At 73.9% G+C, this 25,944-nt stretch carries 28 protein-coding genes; 8 read left to right on the top strand and 20 right to left on the bottom strand.

Annotated elements, in window-relative coordinates; all coding sequences use genetic code 11:
- Positions 1-56 precede the first annotated feature (56 nt).
- Positions 57-743 carry a fasciclin domain-containing protein gene (locus tag ACQP6G_RS18970; protein WP_429766653.1) on the top strand — a complete coding sequence of 229 codons (687 nt, stop codon included), beginning with the start codon at positions 57-59 and terminating at the stop codon, positions 741-743.
- 219 nt (positions 744-962) lie between these two features.
- Here the strand turns inward: ACQP6G_RS18970 and ACQP6G_RS18965 are convergent, their stop codons facing one another.
- The 3 genes from ACQP6G_RS18965 to ACQP6G_RS18955 all read right to left on the bottom strand — a co-directional run bounded on the left by ACQP6G_RS18965 (position 963) and on the right by ACQP6G_RS18955 (position 3,562).
- Positions 963-1,682 (bottom strand): anti-sigma factor, encoded by a 720-nt coding sequence (locus ACQP6G_RS18965; protein WP_429766651.1) that lies wholly within the window; start codon positions 1,680-1,682, stop codon positions 963-965.
- Complete coding sequence (locus ACQP6G_RS18960) at positions 1,675-2,247, bottom strand: sigma-70 family RNA polymerase sigma factor (protein ID WP_429766650.1); 573 nt, start codon at positions 2,245-2,247, stop codon at positions 1,675-1,677. The genes ACQP6G_RS18965 and ACQP6G_RS18960 overlap by 8 nt, the downstream gene beginning before the upstream one ends.
- A 247-nt stretch (positions 2,248-2,494) precedes the next feature.
- Positions 2,495-3,562 (bottom strand): 3-deoxy-7-phosphoheptulonate synthase, encoded by a 1,068-nt coding sequence (locus ACQP6G_RS18955; protein ID WP_429766648.1) that lies wholly within the window; start codon positions 3,560-3,562, stop codon positions 2,495-2,497.
- A gap of 441 nt (positions 3,563-4,003) precedes the next feature.
- On the opposite strand from ACQP6G_RS18955, the gene ACQP6G_RS18950 reads away from it, so the two are divergent.
- From ACQP6G_RS18950 to ACQP6G_RS18940, 3 genes are all read left to right on the top strand, one after another.
- Entirely contained in the window at positions 4,004-4,501 is a 498-nt protein-coding gene (locus tag ACQP6G_RS18950) for an NUDIX hydrolase (RefSeq protein ID WP_429766646.1), read from the top strand.
- Between the two features lie 26 nt (positions 4,502-4,527).
- The gene (locus ACQP6G_RS18945) at positions 4,528-4,914 is read left to right on the top strand and encodes a DUF5655 domain-containing protein (RefSeq protein WP_429766645.1); all 387 of its coding nucleotides are present in this window, start codon (positions 4,528-4,530) and stop codon (positions 4,912-4,914) included.
- A gap of 166 nt (positions 4,915-5,080) precedes the next feature.
- Entirely contained in the window at positions 5,081-7,399 is a 2,319-nt protein-coding gene (locus ACQP6G_RS18940; protein ID WP_429766643.1) for an immune inhibitor A domain-containing protein, read from the top strand.
- Between the two features lie 125 nt (positions 7,400-7,524).
- Here ACQP6G_RS18940 and ACQP6G_RS18935 read toward each other — a convergent pair whose 3' ends face one another.
- The 10 genes from ACQP6G_RS18935 to ACQP6G_RS18890 all read right to left on the bottom strand — a co-directional run bounded on the left by ACQP6G_RS18935 (position 7,525) and on the right by ACQP6G_RS18890 (position 15,272).
- Positions 7,525-8,265: a glutamine amidotransferase gene (locus ACQP6G_RS18935; protein ID WP_429766642.1), complete on the bottom strand. Its 741-nt coding sequence runs from the start codon at positions 8,263-8,265 to the stop codon at positions 7,525-7,527.
- A 9-nt stretch (positions 8,266-8,274) separates the two neighbouring features.
- Positions 8,275-9,231: a bile acid:sodium symporter family protein gene (locus ACQP6G_RS18930; protein ID WP_429766640.1), complete on the bottom strand. Its 957-nt coding sequence runs from the start codon at positions 9,229-9,231 to the stop codon at positions 8,275-8,277.
- A 42-nt stretch (positions 9,232-9,273) separates the two neighbouring features.
- Complete coding sequence (locus ACQP6G_RS18925; protein ID WP_429766638.1) at positions 9,274-10,086, bottom strand: ABC transporter permease; 813 nt, start codon at positions 10,084-10,086, stop codon at positions 9,274-9,276.
- Complete coding sequence (locus ACQP6G_RS18920; RefSeq protein ID WP_429766636.1) at positions 10,083-11,102, bottom strand: ABC transporter ATP-binding protein; 1,020 nt, start codon at positions 11,100-11,102, stop codon at positions 10,083-10,085. The genes ACQP6G_RS18925 and ACQP6G_RS18920 overlap by 4 nt, the downstream gene beginning before the upstream one ends.
- 68 nt (positions 11,103-11,170) lie before the next feature.
- On the bottom strand, positions 11,171-11,941 hold the full coding sequence (locus ACQP6G_RS18915; RefSeq protein WP_429766634.1) for a hypothetical protein: 771 nt from the start codon (positions 11,939-11,941) through the stop codon (positions 11,171-11,173).
- A gap of 5 nt (positions 11,942-11,946) precedes the next feature.
- Positions 11,947-12,723, bottom strand: a complete 777-nt coding sequence (locus ACQP6G_RS18910; protein ID WP_429766632.1) for a hypothetical protein — start codon at positions 12,721-12,723, stop codon at positions 11,947-11,949.
- Positions 12,720-13,682, bottom strand: coding sequence for an ATP-binding cassette domain-containing protein (locus tag ACQP6G_RS18905; RefSeq protein WP_429766630.1), 963 nt, complete (start codon positions 13,680-13,682; stop codon positions 12,720-12,722). Before ACQP6G_RS18905 ends, ACQP6G_RS18910 begins: the two co-directional genes overlap by 4 nt.
- Entirely contained in the window at positions 13,679-14,074 is a 396-nt protein-coding gene (locus tag ACQP6G_RS18900) for a GntR family transcriptional regulator (RefSeq protein ID WP_429766628.1), read from the bottom strand. Before ACQP6G_RS18900 ends, ACQP6G_RS18905 begins: the two co-directional genes overlap by 4 nt.
- A 144-nt stretch (positions 14,075-14,218) precedes the next feature.
- Positions 14,219-14,764, bottom strand: a complete 546-nt coding sequence (locus ACQP6G_RS18895) for a hypothetical protein (protein ID WP_429766627.1) — start codon at positions 14,762-14,764, stop codon at positions 14,219-14,221.
- A 49-nt stretch (positions 14,765-14,813) separates the two neighbouring features.
- Positions 14,814-15,272 (bottom strand): DUF6194 family protein, encoded by a 459-nt coding sequence (locus tag ACQP6G_RS18890; protein WP_429766625.1) that lies wholly within the window; start codon positions 15,270-15,272, stop codon positions 14,814-14,816.
- A gap of 39 nt (positions 15,273-15,311) precedes the next feature.
- Here ACQP6G_RS18890 and ACQP6G_RS18885 point away from each other — a divergent pair, with 39 nt between their 5' ends.
- Complete coding sequence (locus ACQP6G_RS18885) at positions 15,312-16,067, top strand: MerR family transcriptional regulator (RefSeq protein WP_429766623.1); 756 nt, start codon at positions 15,312-15,314, stop codon at positions 16,065-16,067.
- Positions 16,064-16,876: an alpha/beta fold hydrolase gene (locus ACQP6G_RS18880; RefSeq protein ID WP_429766622.1), complete on the top strand. Its 813-nt coding sequence runs from the start codon at positions 16,064-16,066 to the stop codon at positions 16,874-16,876. The genes ACQP6G_RS18885 and ACQP6G_RS18880 overlap by 4 nt, the downstream gene beginning before the upstream one ends.
- Before the next feature lie 74 nt (positions 16,877-16,950).
- Here ACQP6G_RS18880 and ACQP6G_RS18875 read toward each other — a convergent pair whose 3' ends face one another.
- A complete protein-coding gene (locus ACQP6G_RS18875) occupies positions 16,951-18,066 on the bottom strand; it encodes an aspartate-semialdehyde dehydrogenase (protein ID WP_429766620.1) in 1,116 nt (371 codons plus the stop codon).
- 7 nt (positions 18,067-18,073) lie between these two features.
- On the bottom strand, positions 18,074-19,375 hold the full coding sequence (locus ACQP6G_RS18870) for an aspartate kinase (RefSeq protein ID WP_429766618.1): 1,302 nt from the start codon (positions 19,373-19,375) through the stop codon (positions 18,074-18,076).
- Between the two features lie 246 nt (positions 19,376-19,621).
- On the opposite strand from ACQP6G_RS18870, the gene ACQP6G_RS18865 reads away from it, so the two are divergent.
- Positions 19,622-21,391: a peptidoglycan recognition protein family protein gene (locus ACQP6G_RS18865; RefSeq protein ID WP_429766616.1), complete on the top strand. Its 1,770-nt coding sequence runs from the start codon at positions 19,622-19,624 to the stop codon at positions 21,389-21,391.
- Here ACQP6G_RS18865 and ACQP6G_RS18860 read toward each other — a convergent pair.
- On the bottom strand, positions 21,388-22,164 hold the full coding sequence (locus tag ACQP6G_RS18860; protein WP_429766615.1) for a TSUP family transporter: 777 nt from the start codon (positions 22,162-22,164) through the stop codon (positions 21,388-21,390). The two genes, ACQP6G_RS18865 and ACQP6G_RS18860, sit on opposite strands and share 4 nt — an antisense overlap.
- A gap of 81 nt (positions 22,165-22,245) precedes the next feature.
- Here ACQP6G_RS18860 and ACQP6G_RS18855 point away from each other — a divergent pair, with 81 nt between their 5' ends.
- On the top strand, positions 22,246-22,773 hold the full coding sequence (locus tag ACQP6G_RS18855) for an SRPBCC domain-containing protein (protein WP_429766613.1): 528 nt from the start codon (positions 22,246-22,248) through the stop codon (positions 22,771-22,773).
- 16 nt (positions 22,774-22,789) lie between these two features.
- Here ACQP6G_RS18855 and ACQP6G_RS18850 read toward each other — a convergent pair whose 3' ends face one another.
- The 4 genes from ACQP6G_RS18850 to ACQP6G_RS18835 form a co-directional block, all read right to left on the bottom strand.
- A complete protein-coding gene (locus tag ACQP6G_RS18850) occupies positions 22,790-23,359 on the bottom strand; it encodes a DUF5063 domain-containing protein (RefSeq protein ID WP_429766611.1) in 570 nt (189 codons plus the stop codon).
- A 74-nt stretch (positions 23,360-23,433) separates the two neighbouring features.
- Entirely contained in the window at positions 23,434-24,033 is a 600-nt protein-coding gene (gene recR / locus ACQP6G_RS18845; RefSeq protein ID WP_429766609.1) for a recombination mediator RecR, read from the bottom strand.
- Between the two features lie 40 nt (positions 24,034-24,073).
- Positions 24,074-24,679, bottom strand: coding sequence for a response regulator (locus ACQP6G_RS18840; protein WP_429766607.1), 606 nt, complete (start codon positions 24,677-24,679; stop codon positions 24,074-24,076).
- Positions 24,676-25,929 carry a sensor histidine kinase gene (locus tag ACQP6G_RS18835; protein ID WP_429766606.1) on the bottom strand — a complete coding sequence of 418 codons (1,254 nt, stop codon included), beginning with the start codon at positions 25,927-25,929 and terminating at the stop codon, positions 24,676-24,678. The genes ACQP6G_RS18840 and ACQP6G_RS18835 overlap by 4 nt, the downstream gene beginning before the upstream one ends.
- Positions 25,930-25,944: the final 15 nt, after the last annotated feature.

Genomic DNA, 25,944 nt, shown 5'->3' with positions numbered 1-25,944 from the left:
CGAACCCCCGTCGAGCGCCCCGGACCGGAGGGGCGACGACGCAAGGAGAGAGAACGATGAACGTCCGCACTCGCACCCGCACCGCCGCCGCCGGCTTCGCCACCCTGGCCCTGCTGGGGCTCGCCGCCTGTTCGTCCGACTCCGGCTCCGACGCCGGGTCCGGCTCCGAGGAGACGATGACCGAGGAGTCGCCGATGGCCTCCGACGAGCCGTCGGACGAGATGAGCGAGGACATGTCCGCCGACCCGGCCGCGAACCTCGTCGGCCCCGGCTGCGACGCCTACGCCGAGCAGGTGCCCGACGGCGCCGGCTCCATCACGGGCATGTCGACCGACCCGGTCGCCGTCGCCGCGTCCAACAACCCGATGCTCACCACGCTGACGAAGGCCGTCAGCGGCGAGCTCAACCCCGACGTCGACCTGGTCGACACCCTCAACGGCGGCGAGTTCACCGTGTTCGCGCCGGTCGACGACGCGTTCGGAAAGGTCGACAAGGAGACGCTCGACACCCTGGCGACGGACGCCGACCTCCTGACCACGGTGCTCACCTACCACGTGGTGCCCGGCCAGATCCTGCCCGAGGACATCGCCGGCGAGCACGAGACCGTCCAGGGCGACACCCTCGAGGTCACCGGCGAGGGCGACGAGCTCAAGGTCAACGACGCCAACGTCGTCTGCGGCGGCGTGATGACCCAGAACGCCACCGTCTACCTGGTCGACTCGGTGCTGATGCCGCCGATGTGACCCGTATCCGGCCGGGCACCGCAGGGGGGTGCCCGGCCCACCCCGGGACCGACCGGCCCGCCTCGACTCGTCCCGAGGCGGGCCGGTCCACGTTCCGGGCGGGCCGCGGGGACCGTGCCGTCGACCGGTCAGCTCGTCAGGAGGTCCTCGCTCGGGACCCGCAGCCGGCGCGCCGTACCCGGGTCCGTCGCGCACGACCTGGCAGGGCTCGGACGCGTCCTAACCCTCCGCCAGCACGACGATCGGGTCGGTCGTCGGCTGCTCGGACCCGCCGTCGGGCTCGACGGTCACGGCGACCCCGACGCCCGGGACGTCCTGGACCAGGTGCTCGACGCGGCCGCCGGACGCCTGGAGCACGCCGGCCGGGGCGACGTCGCCCTCGGAGCCCACCACCCAGAGCTGGTAGTCCTTCCCCTCGCCCGGCCCGGGCAGGTCGCTCGCGGTGAACAGGAAGTCGTCGCCGGCGGCCAGCACGGACGCCGCGCCGCCGCCCGCCACGGGCGAGGTCAGGAGCTGCGCGTCGGGGTCGGCCAGCATCTCGGCGACGCGGTCGAGCTGCGCCTCCACCTGGAGCCCTGCGCGGTGCTCCTGCACGGCGATCGTCGTCGGCACGGCGACGGCGACCACCGCCGCGGCGGCGACCGCATACCGCACCCACCGTCGTCCCGCCGGGCCCGCGGCCGGGCGGGCGCTCGGGGCGGCCGGGCGCTGCGGCGTCTGCGCGACACGGGTCAGGACGGCGTCACGGACGTGCGCCGGCGGCGCCTGCTCGACGGCGAACGCCGCGACGACGTCGCGGTACTCGTCGAGGGCGCGCCGCGCGTCCGCGTCGGACTCCAGCAGGCGCTCCACGGCGCGGCGCTCGAGGTCGTCGACCGCGTCGAGCGCGTACGCGGGCAGCAGGTCCCACGCGTCGCGGTTCGCGTCGGTGTCAGCCACGGTTCACCCCCAGGCAGTCGCGGAGCCGGCCGAGACCGTCACGGATGCGGCTCTTCACGGTGGGGAGGGCCGCACCGAGCTGGTCGGCCACCTCCCGGTACGTCCGGCCGCCGTAGTACGCCTCGACGACGGCCTCCCGCTGCATGGCGGTGAGGGCGTCGAGGCAGCGCCGGACGGCGGCGCCCTCGAGGCGTCGTTCCACGTCCTCCGCGACGACGTCGCGCTGCGCCCCGGCCACGGAGGTGTCCAGGTCGCGCTGGTCGCGGTCGCGGCGGGACTGCTCGGAGCGCACCCGGTCCACGGCGCGACGCCGCGCGAGCGTCGCGACCCACGTGCGGGCGGACGCGCGGGCAGGGTCGAACCGCGCTGCGGTCTGCCACACCTCCACCATCACCTCCTGGGTCACCTCGGCTGCGTGGTCGGGGTCGCGGAGCACGCCCAACGACGTCCCGTAGGCCACGGGGGCGAGGGCGTCGTAGACGGGCCCGAACGACGCGGGGTCGCCGTCCACGCACGCGACCAGCGCGTCGTCGACGGGACCGCGGGCGGTCGTGGGGGGTGGCACCCCGACAGTCTGCCGTACCGGGCAGGCCGATTCGATCGCCATCGGCTCCTCGCGTGTCCGTCCCGGACCCTCCGGGACGTGAGGGGTTCGGTGCGGACGGCTCCGCGGATGGGACCGCCCCGTGTGCGGCGCGTCACGGCCCGTCGCTCGTCCCGCCTTCCCGCACCAAGAGCGAGCGTCCCTGCCGGTCAGGAGTCCGCAAGTGAATCCTGACCGGCAGGGACGCTCGTCGTCCGACGCGTCGCCGTCAGGCCTCGCGCCGCTGCCGCACCGCCCCGGCGAGGGTGCCGAGCAGCTCGGCCGTGGTGTCCCAGTCGAGGCACTTGTCGGTGACGGACTGGCCGTAGACGAGGCCGTCGAGCGGCCCCGGCTTCTGGGCGCCCGCCACGAGGAAGCTCTCCATCATCAGGCCGGTGACGTCCCGCTCGCCGTCGGCGACGCGCGCCGCGAGCTCCCGCACCACCTCGGCCTGGCGCACGTGGTCCTTGCCGGAGTTGCCGTGCGACGCGTCCACCACGACGCCCGCCTCCACGGCCCCGCCGAGGCCGGACGTGCGCGCCACCGCCAGCGCGTCCGCGACATCCTTCTCGGAGTAGTTCGGGCCACCGCGCCCGCCGCGCAGGATGACGTGGCAGTCCGGGTTGCCGGTCGTCTCGACCGCGGCCGCACGCCCCTGCGCGTCCGCCCCGAAGAAGGTGTGCTCGCTCGCCGCCGTGATGCACCCGTCGACGGCGATCTGCACGTCCCCGTCGGTCGCGTTCTTGAAGCCGACCGGCATCGACAGGCCGGACGCGAGCTGCCGGTGCACCTGCGACTCCGCGTTGCGCGCGCCGATCGCGCCCCAGGTCACGGCGTCGGCGATGTACTGCGGGCTCGTGGGCTCGAGGAACTCGCACGCGGCGGGCACGCCCGCGTCGAGCACGCCCAGCAGCACCTCGCGCGCCAGGTGCAGCCCGTGGTGCACGTCGTGGGAGCCGTCCAGGTGCGGGTCGTTGATGAGGCCCTTCCAGCCCACCGTGGTGCGCGGCTTCTCGAAGTACACCCGCATCACGACGACCAGGTCGTCCGACAGCTCGCGCGCCACCGGCGCCAGACGTCGGGCGTAGTCCAGCGCGGCGGCCGGGTCGTGCACGGAGCACGGACCGACGATGACGAGCAGGCGGTCGTCCTCGCCACGCAGGACGTCGCGCACCTCGCGGCGGGACGTCGTGACGAGGTCGCTGCGCGGGGTGCCGAGCGGCAGCTCCGCCCGCATGGCGCCCGGCGCGGGCAGCGGGTCGAGCGCGCGGACCCGCAGGTCGGAGGTCTCTGCCATCAGGTCAGTATGCGGCCGGCCGGTATCGGACGGCGCGAGTTCAGACGGCGCGGTGCGGGCGGTGGTGGCGGGCGTGGTGCCGGTGGCGGTGCTCAACGCGGGGCTCCTGGGGGGTGTCGGCGGCGGGGCGGTCGGGGTGGGGCTCGGCGTCGTCGTCGTGACGTCTCGAACCGTGGTCCATGCCCGACCGGAGCGGCCCGTCTGACGACGAAGGGCCCGGACGCACGATGCGTCCCAGGCCCTGTGCTGGCTCCGGTGAAGTGGTGTCGGTCAGGCGTCAGCCCGCCGAGCCCCTACCGGAGCCGGCGTAAAGCGCCAATACCAACGGATGTCCACGGCGACGACGGTACGTCGCCCTCCCCGCACCCGTCCAGTCGCGTCCACCATCCGGTCCGGCGGCCCGGCCCGGCAGCACCGGGCAGACCCTCGTAGGGTCGACGCATGCCGGTGCCCGAGTTCGTCTCCGCCCTGCGCTCCCACGTCGGCCACGACCTGCTGTGGCTGCCGGGCGTGTCCGCCGTCGTGCTCGACGACGACGGTCGGCTGCTGCTCGGCCGCCGCGCCGACAACGGCCTGTGGGCGGTGGTGTCCGGGATCCTCGAGCCGGGCGAGGACCCGGCCGTCGGGCTGGCCCGCGAGGTGCTCGAGGAGACGGGCGTCGACGTCGTGGTCGACGCGCTCGTGGCGGTCACCGTCACCCCGCCGGTCGAGTACCCGAACGGCGATCGCTCGCAGTACCTCGACCTGTGCTTCCTGTGCCGGGCGGCGAGTCCCGCCGCGGCCGCGCGGGCGCACGTCGCCGACGACGAGTCCACCGACGTCGCGTGGTTCGCGCCCGACGACGTCCCCGCGGACCTCGCCCCCTCGTCCGCCGAACGCGTCGGCCACGCCCTCGGCTGGCTCGCTACCGGCTCCGGAGCCCCCTACTTCGTGCGCTGACCACCCGCCCGAGAGGAGCGCGACCCGTGCCGACGCCCGCCACGCCGTCCACCCCCGAGGACCTGTTCGCGCACTCCCCCACGGGCCTGACGATCTGCCGGGCGTTCGCGACGCTCGTCGCGGAGGTGACCGGCGACGACGTCACGACGCGCACCACGAAGACGCAGGTCGCGTTCCGGCGCCGCCGCGGCTTCGCGTTCGTCTGGCCGCCGTGGGTGGGGGTGCGCGACCACGTCGACGCGCCCGCCGTCGTCTCCTTCGTCCTCGCCCGCGAGGACCGCTCACCGCGGATCGAGCAGGTGGCACACGCGACGTCGACGGCGTGGACGCACCACGTCGAGGTCCGCGACCCGGCCGAGCTGGACGACGAGGTCGCCGCCTGGGTGCGCGAGGCGTACGACGCCGCGGGCTGACTCCGTTCCCCCTGGTCGGCGAGACGTTCTCTGTTCGTCTCGCGGGTGAAACCTGGAAGTGGTTATGTGTGCCCCGCCACAGTTTGCCGAGCGCACCGACGCGCCACGGCACGACGGTGCCCGGCCACCGCGACCGGGTCGCTCCGACACCCCTGGAGGAAAAACCGTGAGAGCACGCACCACGAGCGCGTTCGGCGCAGCGGGAGCCCTGCTGGCCGCCGCCGTCCTCGCCCCCGGCCTCGCCGCGTCGGCGTCCTCGGCGCCCGCGGCGGACGCCCCACCGAACGACCCCGCGGCACACGTCAAGGAGGACGACCGTCCCGACCCGCTGGCCGAGAAGCGCACCGCGCTCAAGCAGGAGGCCGTCGACCGCGTCGCCATGGGTGACGCCACCGTGCAGACGCGGGGCAAGGGCGCCCACACGTCGAAGTCGGTGAAGGTCGGCAAGAACCAGTGGGTCGAGTACGAGACCGAGCAGACGGCGCAGCTGCTGACCTTCCTGGTCGACTTCGGCGACCAGGCCGACCCGCGCTTCCCCGACGCGCCGCAGTCCGGGCCGCAGCACAACGAGATCCCGGAGCCCACGCGCAGCGACAACTCCACCTACTGGGAGGACGACTTCTCCCAGGAGCACTACAAGGAGATGTTCTTCACCGGGCTGGAGGACCAGGACGGCGAGTCGTTCGCCGGCGTCTACGACGAGATGTCCTCCGGCCGGTTCGACCTGCAGGGCGACGTGTCCGACTGGGTGACCGTGCCGTACAACTCCGCGTCGTACGGGGAGACCGAGTCGAACAAGGACATGACGCGCTTCGTGCAGGACTCGGCCGACGCCTGGTACGCCGATCAGGTCGCGCAGGGCAAGACGGCCGAGGAGATCGACGAGTACCTGCAGTCGTTCGACGTCTGGGACCGTTACGACATCGACGGCGACGGGATCTTCGACGAGCCCGACGGCTACATCGACCACTTCCAGGCGATCCACGCGGGCGAGGGCGAGGAGGCCGGTGCACCCACGTCGGCCATCTGGTCGCACCGGTGGGCGGTCAACCCGCTGGGCACCGACGGCCCGGCCGCGTTCCCGAAGGTCGGCGGCATCAAGATCGGCGACTCCGACCTCTGGATCCGTGACTACACGACGGAGCCGGAGAACGGCGGGCTCGGCGTCTTCGCGCACGAGTTCGGCCACGACCTCGGCCTGCCCGACTACTACGACACCGAGGGCGGCGAGAACGGCACCGCCTTCTGGACCCTCATGAGCTCCGGCTCGTGGCTCGGCCACGGCGACGGCACCATCGGCACCACGCCGAACCACATGGGCGCCACGGAGAAGATGTTCCTGGGCTGGCTCGACTACGCCACCGTCGACCAGGGCGAGCGCGCCACGGTCAAGCTCGGCCCGTCGTACCACGCCACGACGAACTCGCAGGCCGTCGTCGTGAACCTGCCGGACGGCGTCAAGGACGTCGACCTCGGCGTCGACCCCTACGACGGGGAGTTCGCCTACTCGGGCACCGGCAGCAACGCGAACTACACGCTCACGTCGCCGTCGTTCACCGTGCCCGACGGCGCCTCGCTCACGGCCAAGGTGCAGTACGAGATCGAGCCCGGCTACGACCACGCCTTCGCGGACGTCTCGACCGACGGCGGCGACACCTGGGAACCGCTGGCGACGAACCTCTCCGACGAGGACGCGAACGGCGGCATCTCGGGCGACTCCGGCAAGAAGTGGGTGGATCTCACCGCCGACCTCGCCGACCACGCCGGCCAGGACGCCCAGGTCCGGTTCCGCTACCAGAGCGACGGCGGCCTGAACCTCACGGGCTTCATGGTCGACGACGTCGCCGTCGGCGACGCGCTGACCGAGGACTTCTCCGACGGGTTCGGGGACTGGACGAACGACGGCTTCCACGTCATCGGGGCGGACGGCACGTACGAGGTCGAGTACTCGCACTACTACGTGGCGGAGAACCGGCAGTACACCGGTTACGACACGACCCTGCAGACCGGGCCGTACAACTTCGGCTGGACGCTCTCGAAGCCGAACACCGTGGAGCACTTCCCGTACCAGGACGGCCTGCTGGTCTGGTACGCGAACAGCTTCTACGGCGACAACAACACGTCGCAGCACCCGGGCGGCGGGCAGGCCCTGCCGGTCGACGCGAACCCGCAGGCGCTGCGGTGGTCGGACGGCGCGCTCGCCCGCAACCGCATCCAGTCGTTCGACGCGACGTTCGGCCTCGGCAAGTCCGACGCGTTCACCCTGCACCGGGAGACCGCGGCGGGCATGACGACGCTGCGGACGTGGAAGGAGAAGGCGGAGAGCGTCTTCAACGACAAGGACCCGTACGCGTACTACGACGAGTCCAACCCGGGCGGCTCGGTCATCGTCGGCGGCACGGGCACGAAGATCGCCGTGAAGTCGGTGAACTCGAAGAACGGCGTGATGACGGTGGACGTCACCACGCCGCGCAAGAAGGGCTGACCGCGAGATAGAGAGGGCAGACCCGCTAGATAGAGAGAGGCCCGGACGAGACCGCAGGGATGCGGTCTCGTCCGGGCCTCTCTATCTCGCGGGTCTGCCCTCTCTATCTCGCGGGTCTGCCCTCTCTATCTCGCGGATCGGGCGTAGCGGGTCACGAAGTTCCGCAGGATGCGCATGGGCTCGGTGACCCGGTGCTCGCGGGAGCGCGCGACGATGCGGTCGCCCTCCTCGGGCGGGAAGTACCCGTAGGTCCGGTACACCTCGACCCGCTGCTCGATGCCGGCCAGGTCCAGCTCGGGGTGGAACTGCGTGGCGTAGAGGTTCCGGCGCACGCGGAACATCTGCACGGGCGCGTCGGCGGACCGGGCGAGCAGGGTGGCCGACGGCGGCAGCTCGCGCACCGCCTCCTTGTGGCCCAGGTACGCGGTGAAACGCGCGGGCATGCCCGCGAGCAGCGGGTCCGCCAGCCCCTCCGGGGTCAGCTCGATCTCGGCGGGGCCCACCGGCTCGGAGTAGGTGCGGTCGACGACGCCGCCCTGGTGGGTGCCGAGCGTCCCGACGCCGTAGCAGGCGCCGAGGAACGGGAAGTCGCGCTCCACGAGCACGTCGAGGAGGTCCGCCATCTCCCGCTCCACGCGGTGCTGGACGGCGGACTTCTCGTCCTCGGGGTCGGAGGAGTTGAACGGCCCGCCCCCGACGATCACCCCGGACAGCTCCTCCGGGTCGACGCGCGGCAGCGGTTCCCGCTCGAGGCGCACGCGGCGCAGGGACGCGGGTCTCAGCCCGGAGTAGCGCAGGACGGCGTCGTACTCGCCGTCGGCGGCGACGTCCTCGGCCCGCGTGCCGAGGAAGAGGAACGGTCTCACCGGTGCAGGCTAGGCCTCGGCCGACGCCGTCGCCCGCGCGCTCTCCCCCACCGGACGCCGCGCCCAGTAGGACGCGAGCAGCGAGCCCGAGACGTTGTGCCACACGGAGAACAGCGCGGCCGGCAGCGCCGCGGCGGGGCTGAAGTAGGTGGTCGCGAGGCTCGCGGCCAGCCCGGAGTTCTGCATGCCGACCTCCACGCTCACCGCGCGGCGAGCCGGCTCGTCGAAACGGACGGCGGCGGCCGCGCCGTACCCGAGCAGCAGCCCGGCGCAGTTGTGCACGATGACGGCGAGGGCGACCAGCAGGCCCGTGCTCAGGACGGCGTCGGCGTTGGCCCCGACGATGCCGGCCACCACGATCACGATCCCCAGCACGGACACCAGCGGCAGGTACGGCAGCATGTACCGCTCGACGACCCGGCCCGCGAACGTGCGGACCAGGAGCCCGGCGATCACGGGGAACAGGACCACCTGGGCGATCGACGTCACGAGCGAGCCGTAGGTGACGTCGAGGTCGGTGCCGGCCAGCCACAGCACGAGCGCCGGGGTGAGCAGCGGGGCGAGGAGCGTCGAGACCGTCGTGAGCGCCACCGACAGCGCGGTGTCGCCCTTGGCCAGGTAGACGATGACGTTGGACGCCGTGCCGCCGGGAGCGGCGCCCACGAGGATCATGCCGATCATCGCGTCGCCCTCGAGCCCGAACAGGTGGCCGATCGCCCACGCCAGCAAGGGCATGATCGTGAACTGGGCGACGACGCCGATGGCGACGGCCGCGGGGCGCTTCGCGACGAGGGCGAAGTCCCGACCCGTCAGGGTCAGCCCCATGCCGAACATGATGATCCCCAGCAGGAGCGGGACGTGCGCGGCCAGCGGCCCGAACGTGCTCGGGGCCGCCAGCCCGGCGACCGCACCGAGCAGGACGAGCACGGCGAACCACTGACCCACGAGCTCTGCAACTCTGCGCATGGGGTGGCACCCTACTCTCCGCCCGGTGCGGCCGACGGGACGTCACGACCAGCGGAACAGCCGCCCCGCGAGCGGGAGGAGCACCGCCGTCCACACCACCATGACGACCACCTGCAGCAGCGGGAACCCGTCGCCGAACCAGCCGGTGTCCATGGCCTGTGCGGTCGCGCCCATCGGGGTGAACTGCCCGATCTGCCGGACGACGTCGGGCATGATCGGGCCGGGCGTCCACAGGCCCGCGAGGAACAGCATGGGGAAGTAGATCAGCGAGCCGACGGCGTTGGCCGTCGACGGCTTGCTCACCAGGGCGGACAGCAGCATCCCCACGGAGAACATCGCGAGCATCCCGAGCACGAAGGCGAGGAGCACGACGCCGAGCTGCGTCGGCGCGACGAGCCCGAAGGCCAGCTGCGCGACGACGAGCGCGAGGGCGACGCCCACCAGCGTCGTGGCGACGTTGATGGTCAGGTGGGCCACGATGAGCGCCTGCGGCCGCATCGGCGTGGTGGACAGCCGCCGCAGCACCCCCTTGTCGCGGAAGGTGGCGAACGTGACCGGCAGCGACAGGACGGCGAGGGTGCCGATCGCCATCGAGAGCACGGTCGGCAGGTAGGTCGCGATCGGCGTGACCCCGTACCAGATCGAGTCCGCCGGGGCGTCGGTGATCGGCTCCCGCATCCCGGGGATGCCGAACCCGACCCCCAGCAGGATCACGGACGGGAAGAGGATCCCGAAGAACACGGACCCGAAGTCGCGCAGCCAGACGCGGGTCTCGGTGCGCACCAAACGCCCGTACCCGCGCCAGCCTCGGCCGGCGGTCGGGCGCGGGGCGGCGTCGGCGGTGATGGCGGTCATGACCGGTCTCCTTCTCGGGTCGTGGCGGAGACGAGCGGGGTGCCCGTCGAGGTGTCCGGCTGGGCGTCCGGCTGGGCGTCCGGCTGGTAGGTGCGGCCGGTGACGGCGAGGAAGACGTCCTCGAGCGACCGGGTGACGGTGCGGACGTCGTCGGGCACGAGGTCGGCCGCCGCGAGGGCGGGGACGACGGCGAACAGCACGCGGCGCGTGCCGGTGACGGCGACCTCGGTGGCGCCCTGCGCCTCGGCGGTCGCGACCTCGGCGTCCCGGGCGGCGAGGTCCGCCAGGAGCTCACGGCCGCGCGCGACGTCGTCCGGTGCGAACCGCACGACGACCGTGCGCCCGTCGTCGAGCCCGTCGATCAGGCCCTGCGGCGTGCCCGCGGCGACGACGCGGCCCGCGTCGATGACGACGAGCCGGTCGCAGAGACGCTCGGCCTCCTCCATGAAGTGGGTGACGAGCAGGATCGTCACGCCGGTGGCCCGCACCCGCTCGACGAGGTCCCAGGTGGCGCGCCGTGCCTGCGGGTCGAGGCCGGTGGTGAGCTCGTCGAGCACGGCGATCTCCGGGTTGCCCACCAGCGCGAGAGCGATCGACAGCCGCTGCTTCTGGCCGCCGGACAGCTTCCCGAACTGCCTGTCGGCGTGCTCGCGCAGGTCGAGCAGGTCGAGGAGCTCCCCGGGGTCGGCGGGGTCGGAGTAGAACCCGGCGAACAGCCCGAGGGCCTCCCCGACGGTGATCTTGTCGTGCAGCATCGCCTCCTGGAGCTGCACGCCGAGGATGTCCTTGACGGCCGCCGGGTCGCGCTGCGTGTCGATGCCGCGCACGCGCACGGTGCCGCCGTCGGCCTGCCGCAGGCCGGCCAGCGTCTCGACGGTCGTGGTCTTCCCGGCCCCGTTGGGGCCGAGGATGCCGAAGATCTCGCCGGGCTGGACGGCGAACGACACGTCGTCCACGGCCACCTTCGGTCCGTACGTCTTGCGGAGGTTGCGGACCTCCACGATGGGGTCGGCCATCTCGATGCTCCTCTCGGTCGTGCGGTTCAGGGGTCCTCGGTGTCTGCGGACAGCGAGGTTCGGGTGGTTCACGGCCGGACCCGTACGCGGGCCATCAGCCGGAGAGCTCCGACGCCGGCGACCGCGACGGCGAGGACGCCGCCGCCCGCGACGACGAGCGCCGCGACGACGGGGTCGTCGTACCCGCCGCGCAGCGGGATGCCGAGCAGACCGGTGCGCGTTGACAGGTCGACGATCGCGAGCGGGACCAGCAGCGGGACGGCGTGCAGGGGGCCCAGGAGGTACAGGCGCGCCGGCATCGCCCGGTAGTAGCCGATCGCCGCGGCGCCCACGAGCGCATAGGTCAGGACGACGAGGGTCTCGCCGACGATCGTGACGACGATCCCGGCGACCGTGTCGAGCGGCACCGGTGTGGCACCTCCCGGCCACGGCTCGTCGATGGCACGGAAGACCCGCTCCTCGGCGAGGGTGAGCAGGACCGTCAGCACGCCGAACACGGGGCCGACGATCGCCGCTCCCTGCAGGACACCGATGACGAGCGACCGGCGGGTCCCGCCCGCCGCGAGGTGCCCGCGGAGCCAGGCTCCGCAGTAGACGGCCGCGACCGCGAGGGCGACCCATCGCGCCGGGGCGCCCGCCAGCTCGTAGGTCAGGCCGACGAGCTCCCCGCCCCACTGGTCCACGGCGGCCGGGACCACGGCGACGACGAAGGCCCAGATGCCCCAGAACCAGGCGCCCGCGGCCAGCAGCCTCCGGACGAACCGGCGGCGGACCGCCGCCGACGCGACCCGCTGGAGCGTGCCGGCATCGGGTGTCGAGGGGGCCGTCGTGGTGGTCATCGCGCTCACCTCGTCGGCCTGAGTCGCAGGGTGCGCAGCTGCCACCACGCCCAGCCGGCGGCCAGCGCGAGCACGACGAGCGCCTGCAGCAGCCCGAGCGCGGCGGGCGCGCCGTCCCCGCCCAGGCCGAGGGCGCCGAAGGCGTCGGCGAACGCCCCGTGGCGGGTGGCGTGGTCGACGAGGACCAGCAGCGCCAGGCCCGGGAGCAGGAGCGCCGTGCCCCGCCACACGCCGTACGTCCGGTAGGAGGCCTGGGCGGCGACGCCGACCAGGGCGTACACGACGACGGCGATGGCCTCGCCCGCGGCGGTGACGACGAGCCAGGCACCGCCGGCGTCGAGCCCGCTCCCGAGCTGCTCCCACTCCCAGCCGAGCGCGCCGAAGAGGGCACGCTCCACGAGCAGGAGGAGCGCGTACGCCACGCCGTAGGCGACGCCCGCGGCGAGCGCGGCGACCAGCGCGCCGGTGAATAGGGACCGGCGGGTGCCACCCGCGGCAAGGTGGGGCACGACGAGCGCGGCGACCGCGATCAGGCCCAGCGAGAGCGCGAACCACGGCGCGGCGTACTCGGCGCCCGTCATCGCGCCCCCGCCCATGACGCCGCCCACCTGGCGCACGACCAGCGGCACGCCCACGGTGACGACGAGGAAGATCGCCCAGAAGACGCCGCCGATGACGAGCATCACCTGGCCGACGGACCGCATCACGCGCCGGACCGCCCGCGCGTGCGCCCGGGCCGTGAACGCGTCGCGCTCGGCCGGGGTGACCACGACGGCGCTCATCGCCGCACCTCCGTCGCGCCGGCGGGCTCCGGCTGGGTGAGGCGCACGAACAGGTCCTGCAGCGGCAGCGACCCGAGCTCGACGCCGGCCGCGCGGGCCGCGGCGGCCGTGCCGTCGTCGGGCGCGCCCTCGATCGTGACCTGCACGGTCGCGCCCAGGCGCTGCCGGTGCAGCTCGCGCCGCCCGCGGGCGAGCTCCTCGACCGCGGCGACCGGTCCGGTGAGGCTGAACCCGCGGGACTGCATCTCCTCGGCGGTCTCGGCGAGGAGGACCTTGCCGCGGTGCAGCACCACGACGTCCTCGAAGAGCCGCTCGACCTCCTCGACCAGGTGGCTGGACAGCAGGATGGTGCGCGGGTGCTCGGCGTAGTCGGCGAGGATCTCGTCGTAGAACGCGTACCGCGTGGGGGCGTCCATGCCGAGGTAGACCTCGTCGAGGATGGTGAGCGGCGCGCGCGCCGCGAGGCCGATGGTCGCCCCGACGGCGGACCGCTTGCCGCGCGACAGGGCGGTCGGCTTCTTGCGGGGGTTCACCTCGAACGTGTCGAGCAGCCGCGCGGCCAGGTCGGCGTCCCAGTACGGGCGCAGGTCGGCGTAGTACTTGAGGGTCTCGGAGACCCGCTCGTCGTCCATGAGGTCGCCGCTCTCGCGCACGAGCTGCACGTTGGCGGTGACCCACGGGTTCTCCCACGGGTCCTCGAGCAGCTCGCCGGCGCCGACGCGGACCGTGCCCTCGGTGGGCCGGTTGAACGCGGCCAGCAGGGTCAGCAGCGTGGACTTGCCGGCGCCGTTGCGGCCGAGCACGCCCGTGATGACGCCGGGCCGCAGGTCCAGCGTCACGCCGTCGAGAGCGGTGCCGGCCTCGTCCTTGACGGCCGCGCCGTCCATGGTCAGGCGGCGCTGGGCTCCGAACCGGACGACGACGTCGTCGAGACGGGCGCCGAAGGGTGCGGGGGTCATGGCTCCTCCGTGGTGGTCGTGGGGCCGCCGGGCTCCCGGCGGCCGGTGCCGAGCACGTACGCGACGAGCTCGTCGGTCGAGATGCCGAGCAGGTCGGCCTGCGCGAGCGCCGGGCCGAGCACGTCGTCGAAGTACGCGGTGCGGTGCTGGTCCAGCAACCGCGTGCGGGCGCCGGGGGCGACGAACATGCCCAGGCCGCGGCGCTTGTACAGGACGCCCTCGTCCACCAGGCCGGCGAAGGCCTTGGCGGCGGTGGCGGGGTTGATGCGGAACGTCGTGGCGAACTGAGTGGTCGACATGACCTGCTCCTCCTCCGCGAGCTCACCGGCGAGCACCTGCGCGCGGATCATCGTGGCGATCTGCACGTAGATGGGTTCGGGACCGTCGAACACGCGGGCCTCCTCACGGCAGGTTCAGTGGTTCTGGGGTTCATTACTCGACTAATGAACCATAGACCCGCGTCGGCGCGCAACCCTTTCCGGCGAGGTAGTACGGATCTCGGCGAGGTAGTCCCGGTTTCCGCGAGGTAGTACCTCTCACGGTGGCGCGCGCCGTCCGACCGTGGGCGCGACCACCGCGATCGCGGTCGCCGCGAGCACGTGCCAGGCGGGGTGCGAGAGCTGCCCGGCGAGGGTGCCGACGCCGAGCACGGCCAGCGCCAGGAGCAGCCTTGCCCTCAGACGCGGCCGGGCCCGGGCGCGCAGCAGCACCGCCACGACGGCGACAGCCGCGGCCGCGCCCTGCGCGACGACGGACGCCCCGGGCCAGAGGGCCGCCAGCACGACGTCGGCCAGCGTCGGGACGAGCCACCACCAGGCCCGCAGACGCCGCCCGGTGAGGTCGGCGACGGCGTCCGCGGCGACGAGCGCGTACGCGCCCAGCAGGGGCGGGTCGTGCACGACGGGGTTCCACGGCGGCGCGGGTCCGTGCTGCACCCCCGAGCCGACGCCGACCAGCACGGCGAGGACGCCGAGCGCGGCGCGCGGCCCCGTTCCAGCACCAGGCCGCCGCACCGTCGTGAGGATCCAGGCACCCGCGACGACGAACGCCAGGCTCGACCAGGTGTCCGCGGACCACGCCATCTCCCCAGTGAAGGAGGCGGGGGGCCTCCTCGCCGCCCGGGACCGGCGGTCAGGAGAGCCCGCGGCGGCGCTCGTACCGACGGCGCGCGGCGTCGTGCGCGCCGCGCAGCAGGCCGAGGACGGCGTCGCTCGTGCACTCCCCCGGGTTCACCACGCACACCCACCCCAGGTCCCCGTACAGCGGGTGCGGGAGCAGGACGTCGGGGACGACCGCGATGCGCTCCCGGCCGCCGCCCACGAGCTCCCGCGCCCGCTCGCGACCCACGTGCACGTTGACGCGCCACCGGTCCGGCCGGTCGAGGTCGCAGGAGACGTCGTCGGGGTAGTTCTTGGTGACGACCGTGCCGTACGGCTGCACGGTGGTCGGCACCTGCCCGTCGGGGGCGTAGTAGAAGAACGCGTCGCCCCACGCGATCTCCGGCGTCCCGTCCCCCGGGCGGGGCTCGAGGACGAACGCCCCGTCGAGGCGCCGCACCGTGTCGATGATCTGTTCCATACTCGTGCTCATGGTTCAAGCGTGACCTTGAAGTGCTTCTGTGGGGTGAGGATGGACCGTCCGCTGCGTACCGTCGACGTCGCCCGCGCCGCCGGCTACTCCGTCCAGCAGGTGCGCGACCTCGAACGGCTCGGCGTCCTCCCTCCCGCCCGCCGCGAGCCGAACGGGTACCGCACCTACGACACCCGCCATGTCCTGGCCGCCCGCGCCTATCGGGGGCTCGCCACCGCCGTCGGGCCCGTCGTCGCGCGACGCACGATGGCCGCGCTCCCAGGGGCGCCCCTCGCGGACGCCGCCGCCGCGGTCGACGACCTGCACGCCGGGCTCGCGGCCGAGCGGGCCCAGACCCTCCAGGCACTGACCGCGCTCGACGCGATCCGGAGCGAAGCCGCGGCGCCCTCCCCCGGGAGCAGCCTGTCGATCACCGAGCTCGCCGACGCGCTCGGCGTGCGCACGTCCACGCTGCGGCACTGGGAGGCCGAGGGGCTGCTGGAGCCGCAGCGGGTGGGCTCTCTGGGCGCGCGCGTCTACGACGCGCCCGCCAGCGCGACCGCCCGCGTGGTCGCCGCCCTCCGCGCCGCCGGGTACGGCATCCCCGCGCTGCGCGCCGTGGTGTCCGCGCTGCGGGGGCTCGGAGGCACCGCCGAGGCCGAGGCCGCGCTGCGGGAGCGGCTGGACCGGATCGCGGTGCGGTCCGTGGCCCTGATGAAAGCCGGGGCCGACCTCGCCGCCGTGCTCGACGGCGCTGGGCGCATCCCGTCACCCGTCCGGCGACGCGCGGCGGGACCGGCGATGCTGGGGACGTGAGCGATCCCCGCACCCGCGACCGCCGTGACAGGGTCGTGGCCGGCATCCACCTCGTCGTCGACGGGCCGCCCGACGCGCCTCCGCTGCTGCTCCTGCACGGCTCGGGGGCGACCGCGGCCAGCTGGTCGCCGACGGTCCCGACCCTCGCGGCGTCCCGTCGTGTCCTCGCGATCGACCTGCCCGGCTGCGGCCGCTCGGCGCCCGCGCCCCCGTACGACGTCCCCGCGCAGGCCGACCGGGTCGCGGCGCTCCTCGACGAGCTGGGCGTGGCCGCGCCCCGGGTGGTCGGGCACTCCAGCGGCGGGTACGTCGCGACGGAGCTCGCCGTGCGGCGACCGGACCTGGTCGGGTCGCTGGTCCTGCTGAGCACCGGGCCTGCCCCGGACGCGATGCTCCCGGAGGCCGCTGCCGTGCGCGTCCTCATGGGGCGACCGTTCGGCCCGCTGCTCTGGCCGCTGCGCACGACGGGGATGCTGCGCCGCGGGATCCGCTCGGTGACCGCGCGCCCGGTCGTCGTGCCCGACGCCTTCCTCGCCGACGTGCGCCGCACCCGGTACCGGGACTTCCGGCAGATCATGGACGGCTACGCGGCCTACCTCGCCGAACGGCCGCTGCCGGACCGGCTCTCCGCGACGGGCGCCGCGCCGCTGGTGGTCTTCGGCGACGCCGACCCGCGCTGGAACCCGGCGTCGGCGCGCCGGTACGAGGCCGTGCCCGGCGCCCGCGTCGAGTACCTGGCCGGGGTCGGGCACGTGGCCATGCTCGAGGACCCCGGCGGCGTCAGCCGTCTGATCCTCGACGCCGCCTGACCGCACCGCCGGTACGGGCCGGGGCCCGGCGACGATCGCTCGTCACCGGGCCCCGGGATGGTCGTGCGCCGACGTCAGGCGGGCGCGGCCTCGGCCGCGTCGACGTCGTCGAGCGCGTCCAGCTCGGCCAGGTCCGCAGCGACGATCTCCGCGATCTGCACGGCGTTGAGCGCCGCGCCCTTGCGCAGGTTGTCGTTCGAGACGAACAGCACGAGGCCGCGCCCGCCGGGCACGGACTGGTCGGTGCGGATGCGCCCGACGAACGACGGGTCGGCGCCCGCCGCCTGCAGGGGCGTCGGCACGTCCGCCAGCTCCACGCCCGGCGCGGCGGCCAGCAGCTCGCGCGCCCGCTCCGGCGTGATCGCGGCGCCGAACTCGGCGTGGATCGCCAGCGAGTGCCCGGAGAACACCGGTACGCGGACGCAGGTCCCCGCGACGGCCAGGTCGGGCAGGCCGAGGATCTTGCGGGACTCGTTGCGGAGCTTCTGCTCCTCGTCCGTCTCGCCGGAGCCGTCGTCCACGAGGTTCCCCGCGAGCGGCAGCACGTCGAACGCGATGGGCGCGACATACTTCTCCGGCTCCGGGAACGTCACGGCCCCGCCCGAGTGCGCCAGCCCCTCGAGGTCGCCGGCCACGGCGGCGCGCGCCTGGTCGGCGAGCTCCTTGACCCCGCCGAGCCCCGAGCCCGACACCGCCTGGTAGGTCGCGACGCGCAGCCGCTCCAGCCCGGCCTCGTCGGCCAGCGGCTTGAGCACCGGCATCGCAGCCATCGTGGTGCAGTTGGGGTTCGCGACGATGCCCTTGGCGGCGTCGGCGATCGCCTCCGGGTTCACCTCGGAGACGACCAGCGGCACCTCGGGGTCGAGGCGCCACGCGGACGAGTTGTCGATGACGACGGCGCCCGCCTCGGCGAACCGGGGCGCGTGCTCGCGCGACGTGCCGCCGCCGGCCGAGAAGATCGCGACGTCGACGTCCGCGAGGTCGTCGGTGGCCGTGGCAGCGACGTCCTCCACGACGACGTCCACGCCCTCGAACGGCAGCGTGCTGCCCGCCGAGCGCGCGGACGCGAAGAACCGCAGCTCCTTGACCGGGAAGGCGCGCTCCGCGAGCAGGCGGCGCAGCACGCCGCCGACCTGGCCGGTGGCGCCGACGACGGCGACGTTGATCCCGGACTCGTTGATCTGGACCATCAGCGCGTCACCGCCCCGAGCCGGCGTAGACGACGGCCTCACCGTCGGCGGAGTCCAGGTCGAACGCGGTGTGGATGGCGCGCACGGCGTCGTCCAGGGCGTCCTCCCGGGTGACCACCGAGATGCGGATCTCCGAGGTGGAGATCATCTCGATGTTGATGCCCGCGTCGCGCAGGGCGCCGAACAGGCGCGCCGAGACACCGGGGTGCGACTTCATGCCCGCGCCGACCAGCGACAGCTTGCCGATCTGGTCGTCGTACTGCAGCGAGGCGAACCCGAGCTCCTCCTGCAGCGCGTTGAGCGCCGCCAGGGTGCTGGGGCTGTCGGCGTGCGGCAGCGTGAAGGAGATGTCCGTCAGCCCGGTGTGGGCGGCCGAGACGTTCTGCACGATCATGTCGATGTTCGCGCCGGTGCCGGCCACGACCTCGAAGATGCGGGCCGCGGTGCCGGGCTTGTCCGGCACGCCGACGACGGTGATCTTGGCCTCGCTGCGGTCGTGCGCGACGCCGGAGATGATCGGGGCTTCCATCTGGGTTTCCTCCTCGGCCGCCGGGGCGTTCGGGTCGATCGCGTCGCCGTGCGTGCCGGTGACGAGGGTGCCGGTGGTGCTGCTGAACGAGCTGCGCACGTGCACGGGCACGTCGTAGCGGCGCGCGTACTCCACGGCACGCAGGGCCAGGACCTTCGCGCCGGACGCCGCGAGCTCGAGCATCTCCTCGTAGGTGACGCGGTCGATCTTGCGGGCGCTCGGGACGATGCGCGGGTCGGCGGTGAACACGCCGTCGACGTCGGTGTAGATCTCGCAGACGTCGGCGTCGAGGCCGGCCGCGAGCGCGACCGCCGTCGTGTCCGAGCCGCCGCGGCCGAGCGTCGTCACGTCGTTGGTGGAGCTGACTCCCTGGAAGCCCGCGACGATCGCGACCTGCCCCTTCTCCACCGTCTCGCGGATGCGGTGCGGCACCACGTCCACGAGCCGCGCGCGGCCGTGCACCGCGTCGGTCATGAGCCCGGCCTGCTGACCGGTGAAGGACTTCGCCTTGACCCCGAGGTTCGTGATCGCCATCGCGAGCAGGGACATCGAGATGCGCTCACCCGAGGTGAGGAGGATGTCCAGCTCGCGCTGCGGGGGCAGGGGGGTGATCTGCCCGGCGAGGTCGAGGAGCTCGTCCGTGGTGTCGCCCATGGCGCTCACCACGACGACGACGTCGTTCCCCGCTCGCTTGGTCGCGGCGATCCGCTTCGCCACGCGCTTGATGCTGTGGGCGTCGGAGACGGATGATCCGCCGTATTTCTGCACGACAAGTGCCATGTCACAACCTTCTGCTGGCCGGCCTCCGTCTCTCTCAACGGTCCGCCGGGGCTTGTGCTTGCCCGTCGATGGTACGTGCCGTCCCGGCGGGCCGACCGCCGCCGTCTCGCATCGTGGCACCCGTGCGCACCCGGCACCGCCGGCGCCGTGCGGTCCGGGTCGGCCCGCGCGCTCCGGGCCGCGCGACGGCACGAGCCGGTCTATGTTGGCGTCGTCCACCTGCCGTCCGCGCCAGGAGACCGACCGATGACAGCACGCCGCTGGACATCCGCCGCCGCCGTCGCCGTGGCGCTCGCGCTCGTCGCCACCGGGGCTCCCGCGACCGTGGCGGTGCCGCACCTCCCGGCGCGGTCCGCCACGACGTCCGCCGGGGGCGGCGCGGGCGGCGACCCGTCCGCCGTCGAGGCGACCGTCGAGGTGACGCCGGCGGCACCGCCCGCCCCCGGCACCGCCCGCACCTTCGGCTCGGACGAGGCGCGGGCCACGGGCGACGACGTCGTCACCGCCACCTCCGACGTCAGCGGGTTCGCGACCGTCGGCGTCACGTGGTCGGGTCGCGCCGACGCCGACCTGGACGTCGCGGCCCGCACCTCCGACGACGGCGGGGCCACCTGGTCGGCCTGGGGCCCGATGGAGGTCGAGGCCCCCGATCCGGGCGCGCCCGAGGGCGGGTCCGCGCCCCTCGTCGTCGGGGAGGTGGACCGGGTCGAGGTGGCGGTCGGGAACGTCGCGGCCGAGGGCGTGCGCGACGTCGAGCTCGTCGTCGTCGACCCCGGCCGGGGGGCGGTGGACCGCGCCGCCGCGGACCCGTCGCTCGACGACGACGGCGCTCTCTCACCCTTCGGGAAGGGCGCCGGCGGCGTCGTGCGGCTCCCGGGCGCCGTGGCGACCGGGGACCAGCACGACGGCCCAGCCATCCGGTCCCGCGCCGACTGGGGCGCCGACGAGTCCCTCATGACCTGGACCCCGCGGCAGGGGCAGGTCGAGGGCGCGATCATCCACCACACCGCCGGGACCAACAGCTACACGTCCTCGCAGGTGCCGTCGATCATCCGCGGCATCTACACGTACCACGCGAAGACCCGCGGCTGGGGCGACATCGGCTACAACTTCCTCGTCGACCGGTGGGGCCGCATCTGGGAGGGACGCACCGGCGGCGTCGAGCTCGAGATCGTCGGGGCGCACGCCGTGGGGGTGAACGACGAGACCGTCGGCGTCTCGGTCCTCGGCAACTACGAGCAGGCCACCGTCAGCGACGCGGCCGTCCGCGGCGTCATCGACCTGCTGGCCTGGAAGCTCGCCCTGCACGGCGTCCCGGCCCGCGGCTACACCACCCTCGACGGCTCGCGCGAGGCCCGGATCTCCGGGCACCGCGACGTGGGCAGCACCGCCTGCCCGGGGGCCTCGATCTCCCGGCGCATGACCGAGATCCGCAGCAAGGTCGCGCACGACCAGGCCAGGTGGGGACACCTGTGGAACAAGAGCACCGGGTACCTCGTCGAGTACCGGCCGCACGCCACCCGCGACGAGGTGTGGTTCGTCTCCGGCAGCACCCGGCACCTCCTCACGAGCACCAGGGCGCGCGCCGCGCTGGCGAAGCGGCTCGGCCGGGCCTCGTACGCGAGCCGCACGTTCCTGACGAGCCTGGAGCGGGGCACCGACTTCGACTCCCGCTGGGCCCGGGTGCCGTCCGGCCGCTACGTCATGCTCGACGGCAACGGCGACCTCATGTGGGCGACCGCCTGCGGCACCGTGCGCCACTGGGGTGGCGACTGCACCGCCCCCCGGATCCCCGACCGGGCCAAGGACGCCTTCGACGTCGAGCCCATCTCGTTCTTCGCCAGGTCCGACCGGACGGGCTACCTCTACCGGATCCACGAGGGCCGCAGGGAGCGCGTCTACACGAGAGACGCCTGGTGGCGGCTCACGCGTGCGGTCGGCTGGAGCGAGCTGCGGGACGTGAAGGTCACGTCAGCGCTGCTGAACGAGTTCCCCGCCGGCCCGTCGCACCGCTAGGCGCCGGTGACGACGTCGTAGCCCAGCTTCACGATCAGGGCGCCCACCACGACGACGAAGATGACGCGCACGAACGCGCTGCCCTTCGCCACCGCCATCCGCGCCCCGACGTACGCGCCCACGAGGTTGGCGGCGCCGATCATCAGCCCGAGGCCCCACAGGACGGCGCCGTGCGGCACGAAGAACAGCAGCGCGCCGAGGTTGGTCGCGAAGTTGACGATCTTGGCCAGCGCCGACGCCGGCAGGAAGGCGTACCCCAGCACGCTCACCAGCGCGATGACGAGGAAGGTGCCGGTGCCCGGGCCGAGCAGCCCGTCGTACGCGCCGATGACGAGGCCGATGCCCGCGGCCGTCCAGCGGTGCCGGTTGCCCTCCCAGCGGAGGTTGTCGTGCGCACCGAGCTTCGGCTTGAGCACGGTGTACGTGGCCACGCCGATCAGCACGACGAGGATGATCGGCTTGAACAGGTCGGCCGGGATGCGGCTCGCCAGGGCGGCGCCGCCGAACGCCCCCACCAGCGCGGCGACCGCCATCGGTCCCGCCGTCGTGAGGTCCGGGCCCACGCGCCGGTAATAGGTCACGGCACTGGTGGACGTGCCCATGATCGAGCCCAGCTTGTTGGTGGCCAGCGCCTGCACCGGCGAGATGCCGGGCACCAGCAGCAGCGCGGGGAGCTGGATCAGGCCGCCGCCGCCCACGACGGCGTCGACCCAGCCGGCGGTGAGCCCGGCCAGCACGAGCAGCACGATGGTGAGGGTGTCGAGGTCGGGCACCGGGGAATCCTGTCATGCCCGCCGTCGGCCGGTGCCCGTCCCCTCTCCCGACGCACGCCTCTCCGTGCCACCCTGGGAGGCATGACGGACGAGCAGCGCCCCGCCGTCGCGGCGACCGGCACCGTCGAGCACGGGCCCGGCGGGCGCGAGCTCGTCGTCGTGCGCAGGTTCGACGCCGACGCCGCCGACGTGTGGGCCAGCATCACCGAGCCCGGACCGCTCGAGGCGTGGGTCGGCCGCTGGGAGGGCGACCCGGCGACCGGCACGATCCAGTTCTTCATGACCGCCGAGAGCGCGGACGCCGAGGCCGCCGAGTGCGTCATCACGCGGTGCGAGCCGCCGCGCGGGTACGCCGTCGACACGGCCGCCCCCGGCGGGGTCTGGCACCTGGCGCTCGACCTCTCGGAGGACGACGGCGTGACGACGCTGACGTTCCGGCAGCGGCTGGGCGCGGACGACGACGTCGCCTCGATCGGGCCCGGGTGGGAGTACTACCTCGACCGGCTCGTCGCGGTGCGCTCGGGCCGGGGTGCGGACTCGGTGGCGTGGGAGTCGTACTACCCCGCGCAGCGCGAGCACTACGCCCGCGCGGCGGCGGCCGCGGGCTGACGAGCCCCGCCCGGGCTCAGGAGTGCAGGGCGTCGTACTCCGCCTCGGCGGCGACGTCGTCCGCGACGTCGAGCCGCAGGTGCGCCAGCACGCCCTGCAGCACGCGCAGCGCCGACGACGCGCGCTCGCCCCACACCGACAGGTAGCTGAACTGCCACCACCACAGGCCCTCGAGCTCGTGGCCGTCGTCGAAGTGCTGCAAGCCCTTGGCGATCTCCTCGGCGACGCACGCCAGGTCGCCGGACAGCGTCGCGGGCGCGACGTCGGCGCTCAGCGCCGGGTCGGACACCTCGACGTAGTCGTCGAAGCCGTCGAACATCTGCGCGAGCGCGTCGCGCAGCGGATCGACGTCGGTCTCGGGCCCGGCGTCGGGCTCCCACCGCTCGGCAGGGACGACGTCCACGATGGCGGCGAGCCGCGCGCCCGCGGACAGCAGGTCGGACGTCGCGAGGATGAGCAGCGCGATCTCCGCGCCCGGCGCGGCGCCCGACGCGACCTGGGTCGTCGTCGAGAGGAACACGCGTGCCTGCGCGGACATCTGCTCGGCGACGTCCCGGAACTCCGATCCCGCCTCGATCTCCCCCACGGTGCTGCCCCCTCCCGCCGCGGTGGCGGCGTCGGTGATGCGGTCGGTGCGAGTCTCGGGTGCGTCTCGGCTGGTCAGCCGCCGACGACCCGCCGGCCCTCGAACGCGCGGCCGAGGGTCACCTCGTCCGCGTACTCCAAGTCTCCCCCGACGGGCAGACCCGACGCGAGGCGGGAGACGGTGACGCCCATGGGCGCGATGAGCCGCGACAGGTACGTGGCCGTCGCCTCGCCCTCGATGTTGGGGTCGGTGGCGAGGATGACCTCGGTGACCGTGCCGTCGGCGAGGCGCGTCATGAGCTGGCTGATGCGCAGGTCGTCGGGGCCGACGTTCTCGATCGGGTTGATGGCGCCGCCGAGCACGTGGTACCTGCCGCGGAACTCGCGGGTGCGCTCGATCGCGACGACGTCCTTGGGCTCCTCGACCACGCAGATCACGTCGTCGGAGCGGCGCGGGTCGGCACAGATGCGGCACCGCTCCGACTCGGCGACGTTGCCGCACGTCTCGCAGAACTGCACGCGCGCCTTGACCTCGGTGAGCGCGTCGGCGAGCCGGCGCACGTCGGCCGCGTCCGCCGCGAGCAGGTGGAACGCGATCCGCTGCGCGCTCTTGGGCCCGACGCCGGGGAGGCGGCCGAGCTCGTCGATCAGGTCCTGGACTGCGCCCTCGTACACAAGGGTCCAGCCTACGGGCTGGCGGGGACGCTCCGGCCTCTCAGATCCAGCCCTTGGCGCGCGCCAGCCGGACGGCCTCGTGCCGGTTCGCGACGCCGAGCTTCGCCACCGCCGACGACAGGTAGTTGCGCACCGTGCCGGGCGCCAGGGCGGCGCGCTCCGCGATCTCCTCGACGGGGGCGCCGTCCGCCGCGAGCTCGAGCACGTCCGCCTCGCGCGCGGTCAGGGGCGAGTCGCCCGCGGAGATCGCGTCGGCCGCGAGCTCCGGGTCCACGTACCGGCCGCCGCCCGCGACCTGTCGTACGGCGCCCGCCAGCACGGCCGCCGACACCGACTTGGGCAGGAAGCCCCGGACCCCCGCGGCGAGCGCCTTCTTGAGGTGCCCGGGTCTGCCGTGGCTCGTGACGATGACGACACCGCAGGCCGGCACCGTCCTGCGGACCGCCTCGGCGACCTCGATCCCGTCGGCGCCCGGCATCTGCAGGTCAAGCACCGCCACGTCGGGGGCGTGTCGCTCGATCGTCGCCACGGCCTCCGTCCCGTTCCCCGCGACCGCCACGACCTCGAGATCGTCCTCGAGGGCGAGCAGCTGGGCGACCGCGTCCCGGATCAGCGTCTCGTCGTCGGCGAGCACCACGCGGATCACGCGTCCACCTCCCCCGGCACGCGGGCCGTGAGGACGAACCGGTCGCCGTCGGCCGCCACGTCGAGCGCTCCCCCGACGGCGGCGAGCCGCTCCCGCAGCCCGACGAGGCCGGCGCCGCCCTCCAGCCCGGCCACCCCGGCGACGCCCACGCGGGCTCCGTCGTTGCTCACCCTCAGCACCATCTCCCCCGTCTCCTCCTGCTGGTCAAGATCGATCCGGCACTCGCGTGCGGCGGAGTGCCGCACGATGTTCGTGACGGCCTCGCGCACCACCCAGGCCAGCGCGTCGGCCTGCGGGGCCGCCAGCTCCGGCACCTCGCCCACGACCCGCACGGTCACCCCCGCCGCGCGCAGCACGGACCGGGCTCCGTCGAGCTCCGTCGACAGGTCGGCCGCCCGGTAGCCGGCGACGACGCGGCGCACCTCGCGCAGGGAGTCCTGGGCGAGCGAGCGCACGTCGTCCATCTCGTCGGCACCCCGCGGGTCGCCGCGGCGCGCGAGCGCGGCGGCGAGCTCGGACTTCACCGCGACGGCGGACAGCGCTCGGCCGACGACGTCGTGCATGTCGCGCGCGATGCGCAGCCGCTCCTCCGCGACGGCGAGCCGCGCCGAGGCCTGCCGCGCGGTGTCGAGCTCGCGCACCACCTCGACGATCCACATGGACAGCCGCACCGTCGACGCCCAGAACAGGAGGAACACGTACGCGCCCAGGCCGGTGCCGAGCGCGGACGCGACCGTCCCGGCGGTCGGGTCGGAGGCGAGCCTGACGCCGATGACGACGACCGGCACAGCAAGTCCCACGGTCAGCACGCGCCGGATCGGGGTCGCGACGGCGAGCGCCCCGCACGTCGCCGCCCCGGCCACCGCGATCATCATGCTGCGCGGGTCGCCCATGAGGCCGTCCCCGACGGCCTCGGGCAGCACGACGACGGAGACGACCACGACGGCACCCGTCACCGCGAGCAGCGCAGCGACCACCGGGCGGGGGCGGCGCCGCCCGGTGGTCAGCGGCTCGTCGAACCCGACGTGGATGGTGCCGAGGCACAGCGCCACGTGCACGAGGCCCAGGGCCGCCAGGACCGCCGCCGGGCCGACCGCGGGGACCTCGTCCGTGCCGGCCAGCGCCGCCACCGCGTACAGGGAGAAGAAGGGCTCGAGGAGGACGAACGAGTAGAGGCTCACGCGGGTGTACGTCTCGACCCCGCGCGCACCACCTGCCAGGGCCGTGGCGGGCCGACGACGTGTTCTCACGCCGTCAGCCTGCCA

Source organism: Isoptericola nanjingensis (assembly GCF_050311635.1).
In the GTDB taxonomy this organism is placed as follows: Bacteria; Actinomycetota; Actinomycetes; order Actinomycetales; family Cellulomonadaceae; genus Isoptericola; species Isoptericola nanjingensis.
The sequence above is the reverse complement of the archived record's forward strand: the minus strand, read 5'-3'. Positions and strand labels throughout refer to the sequence as shown.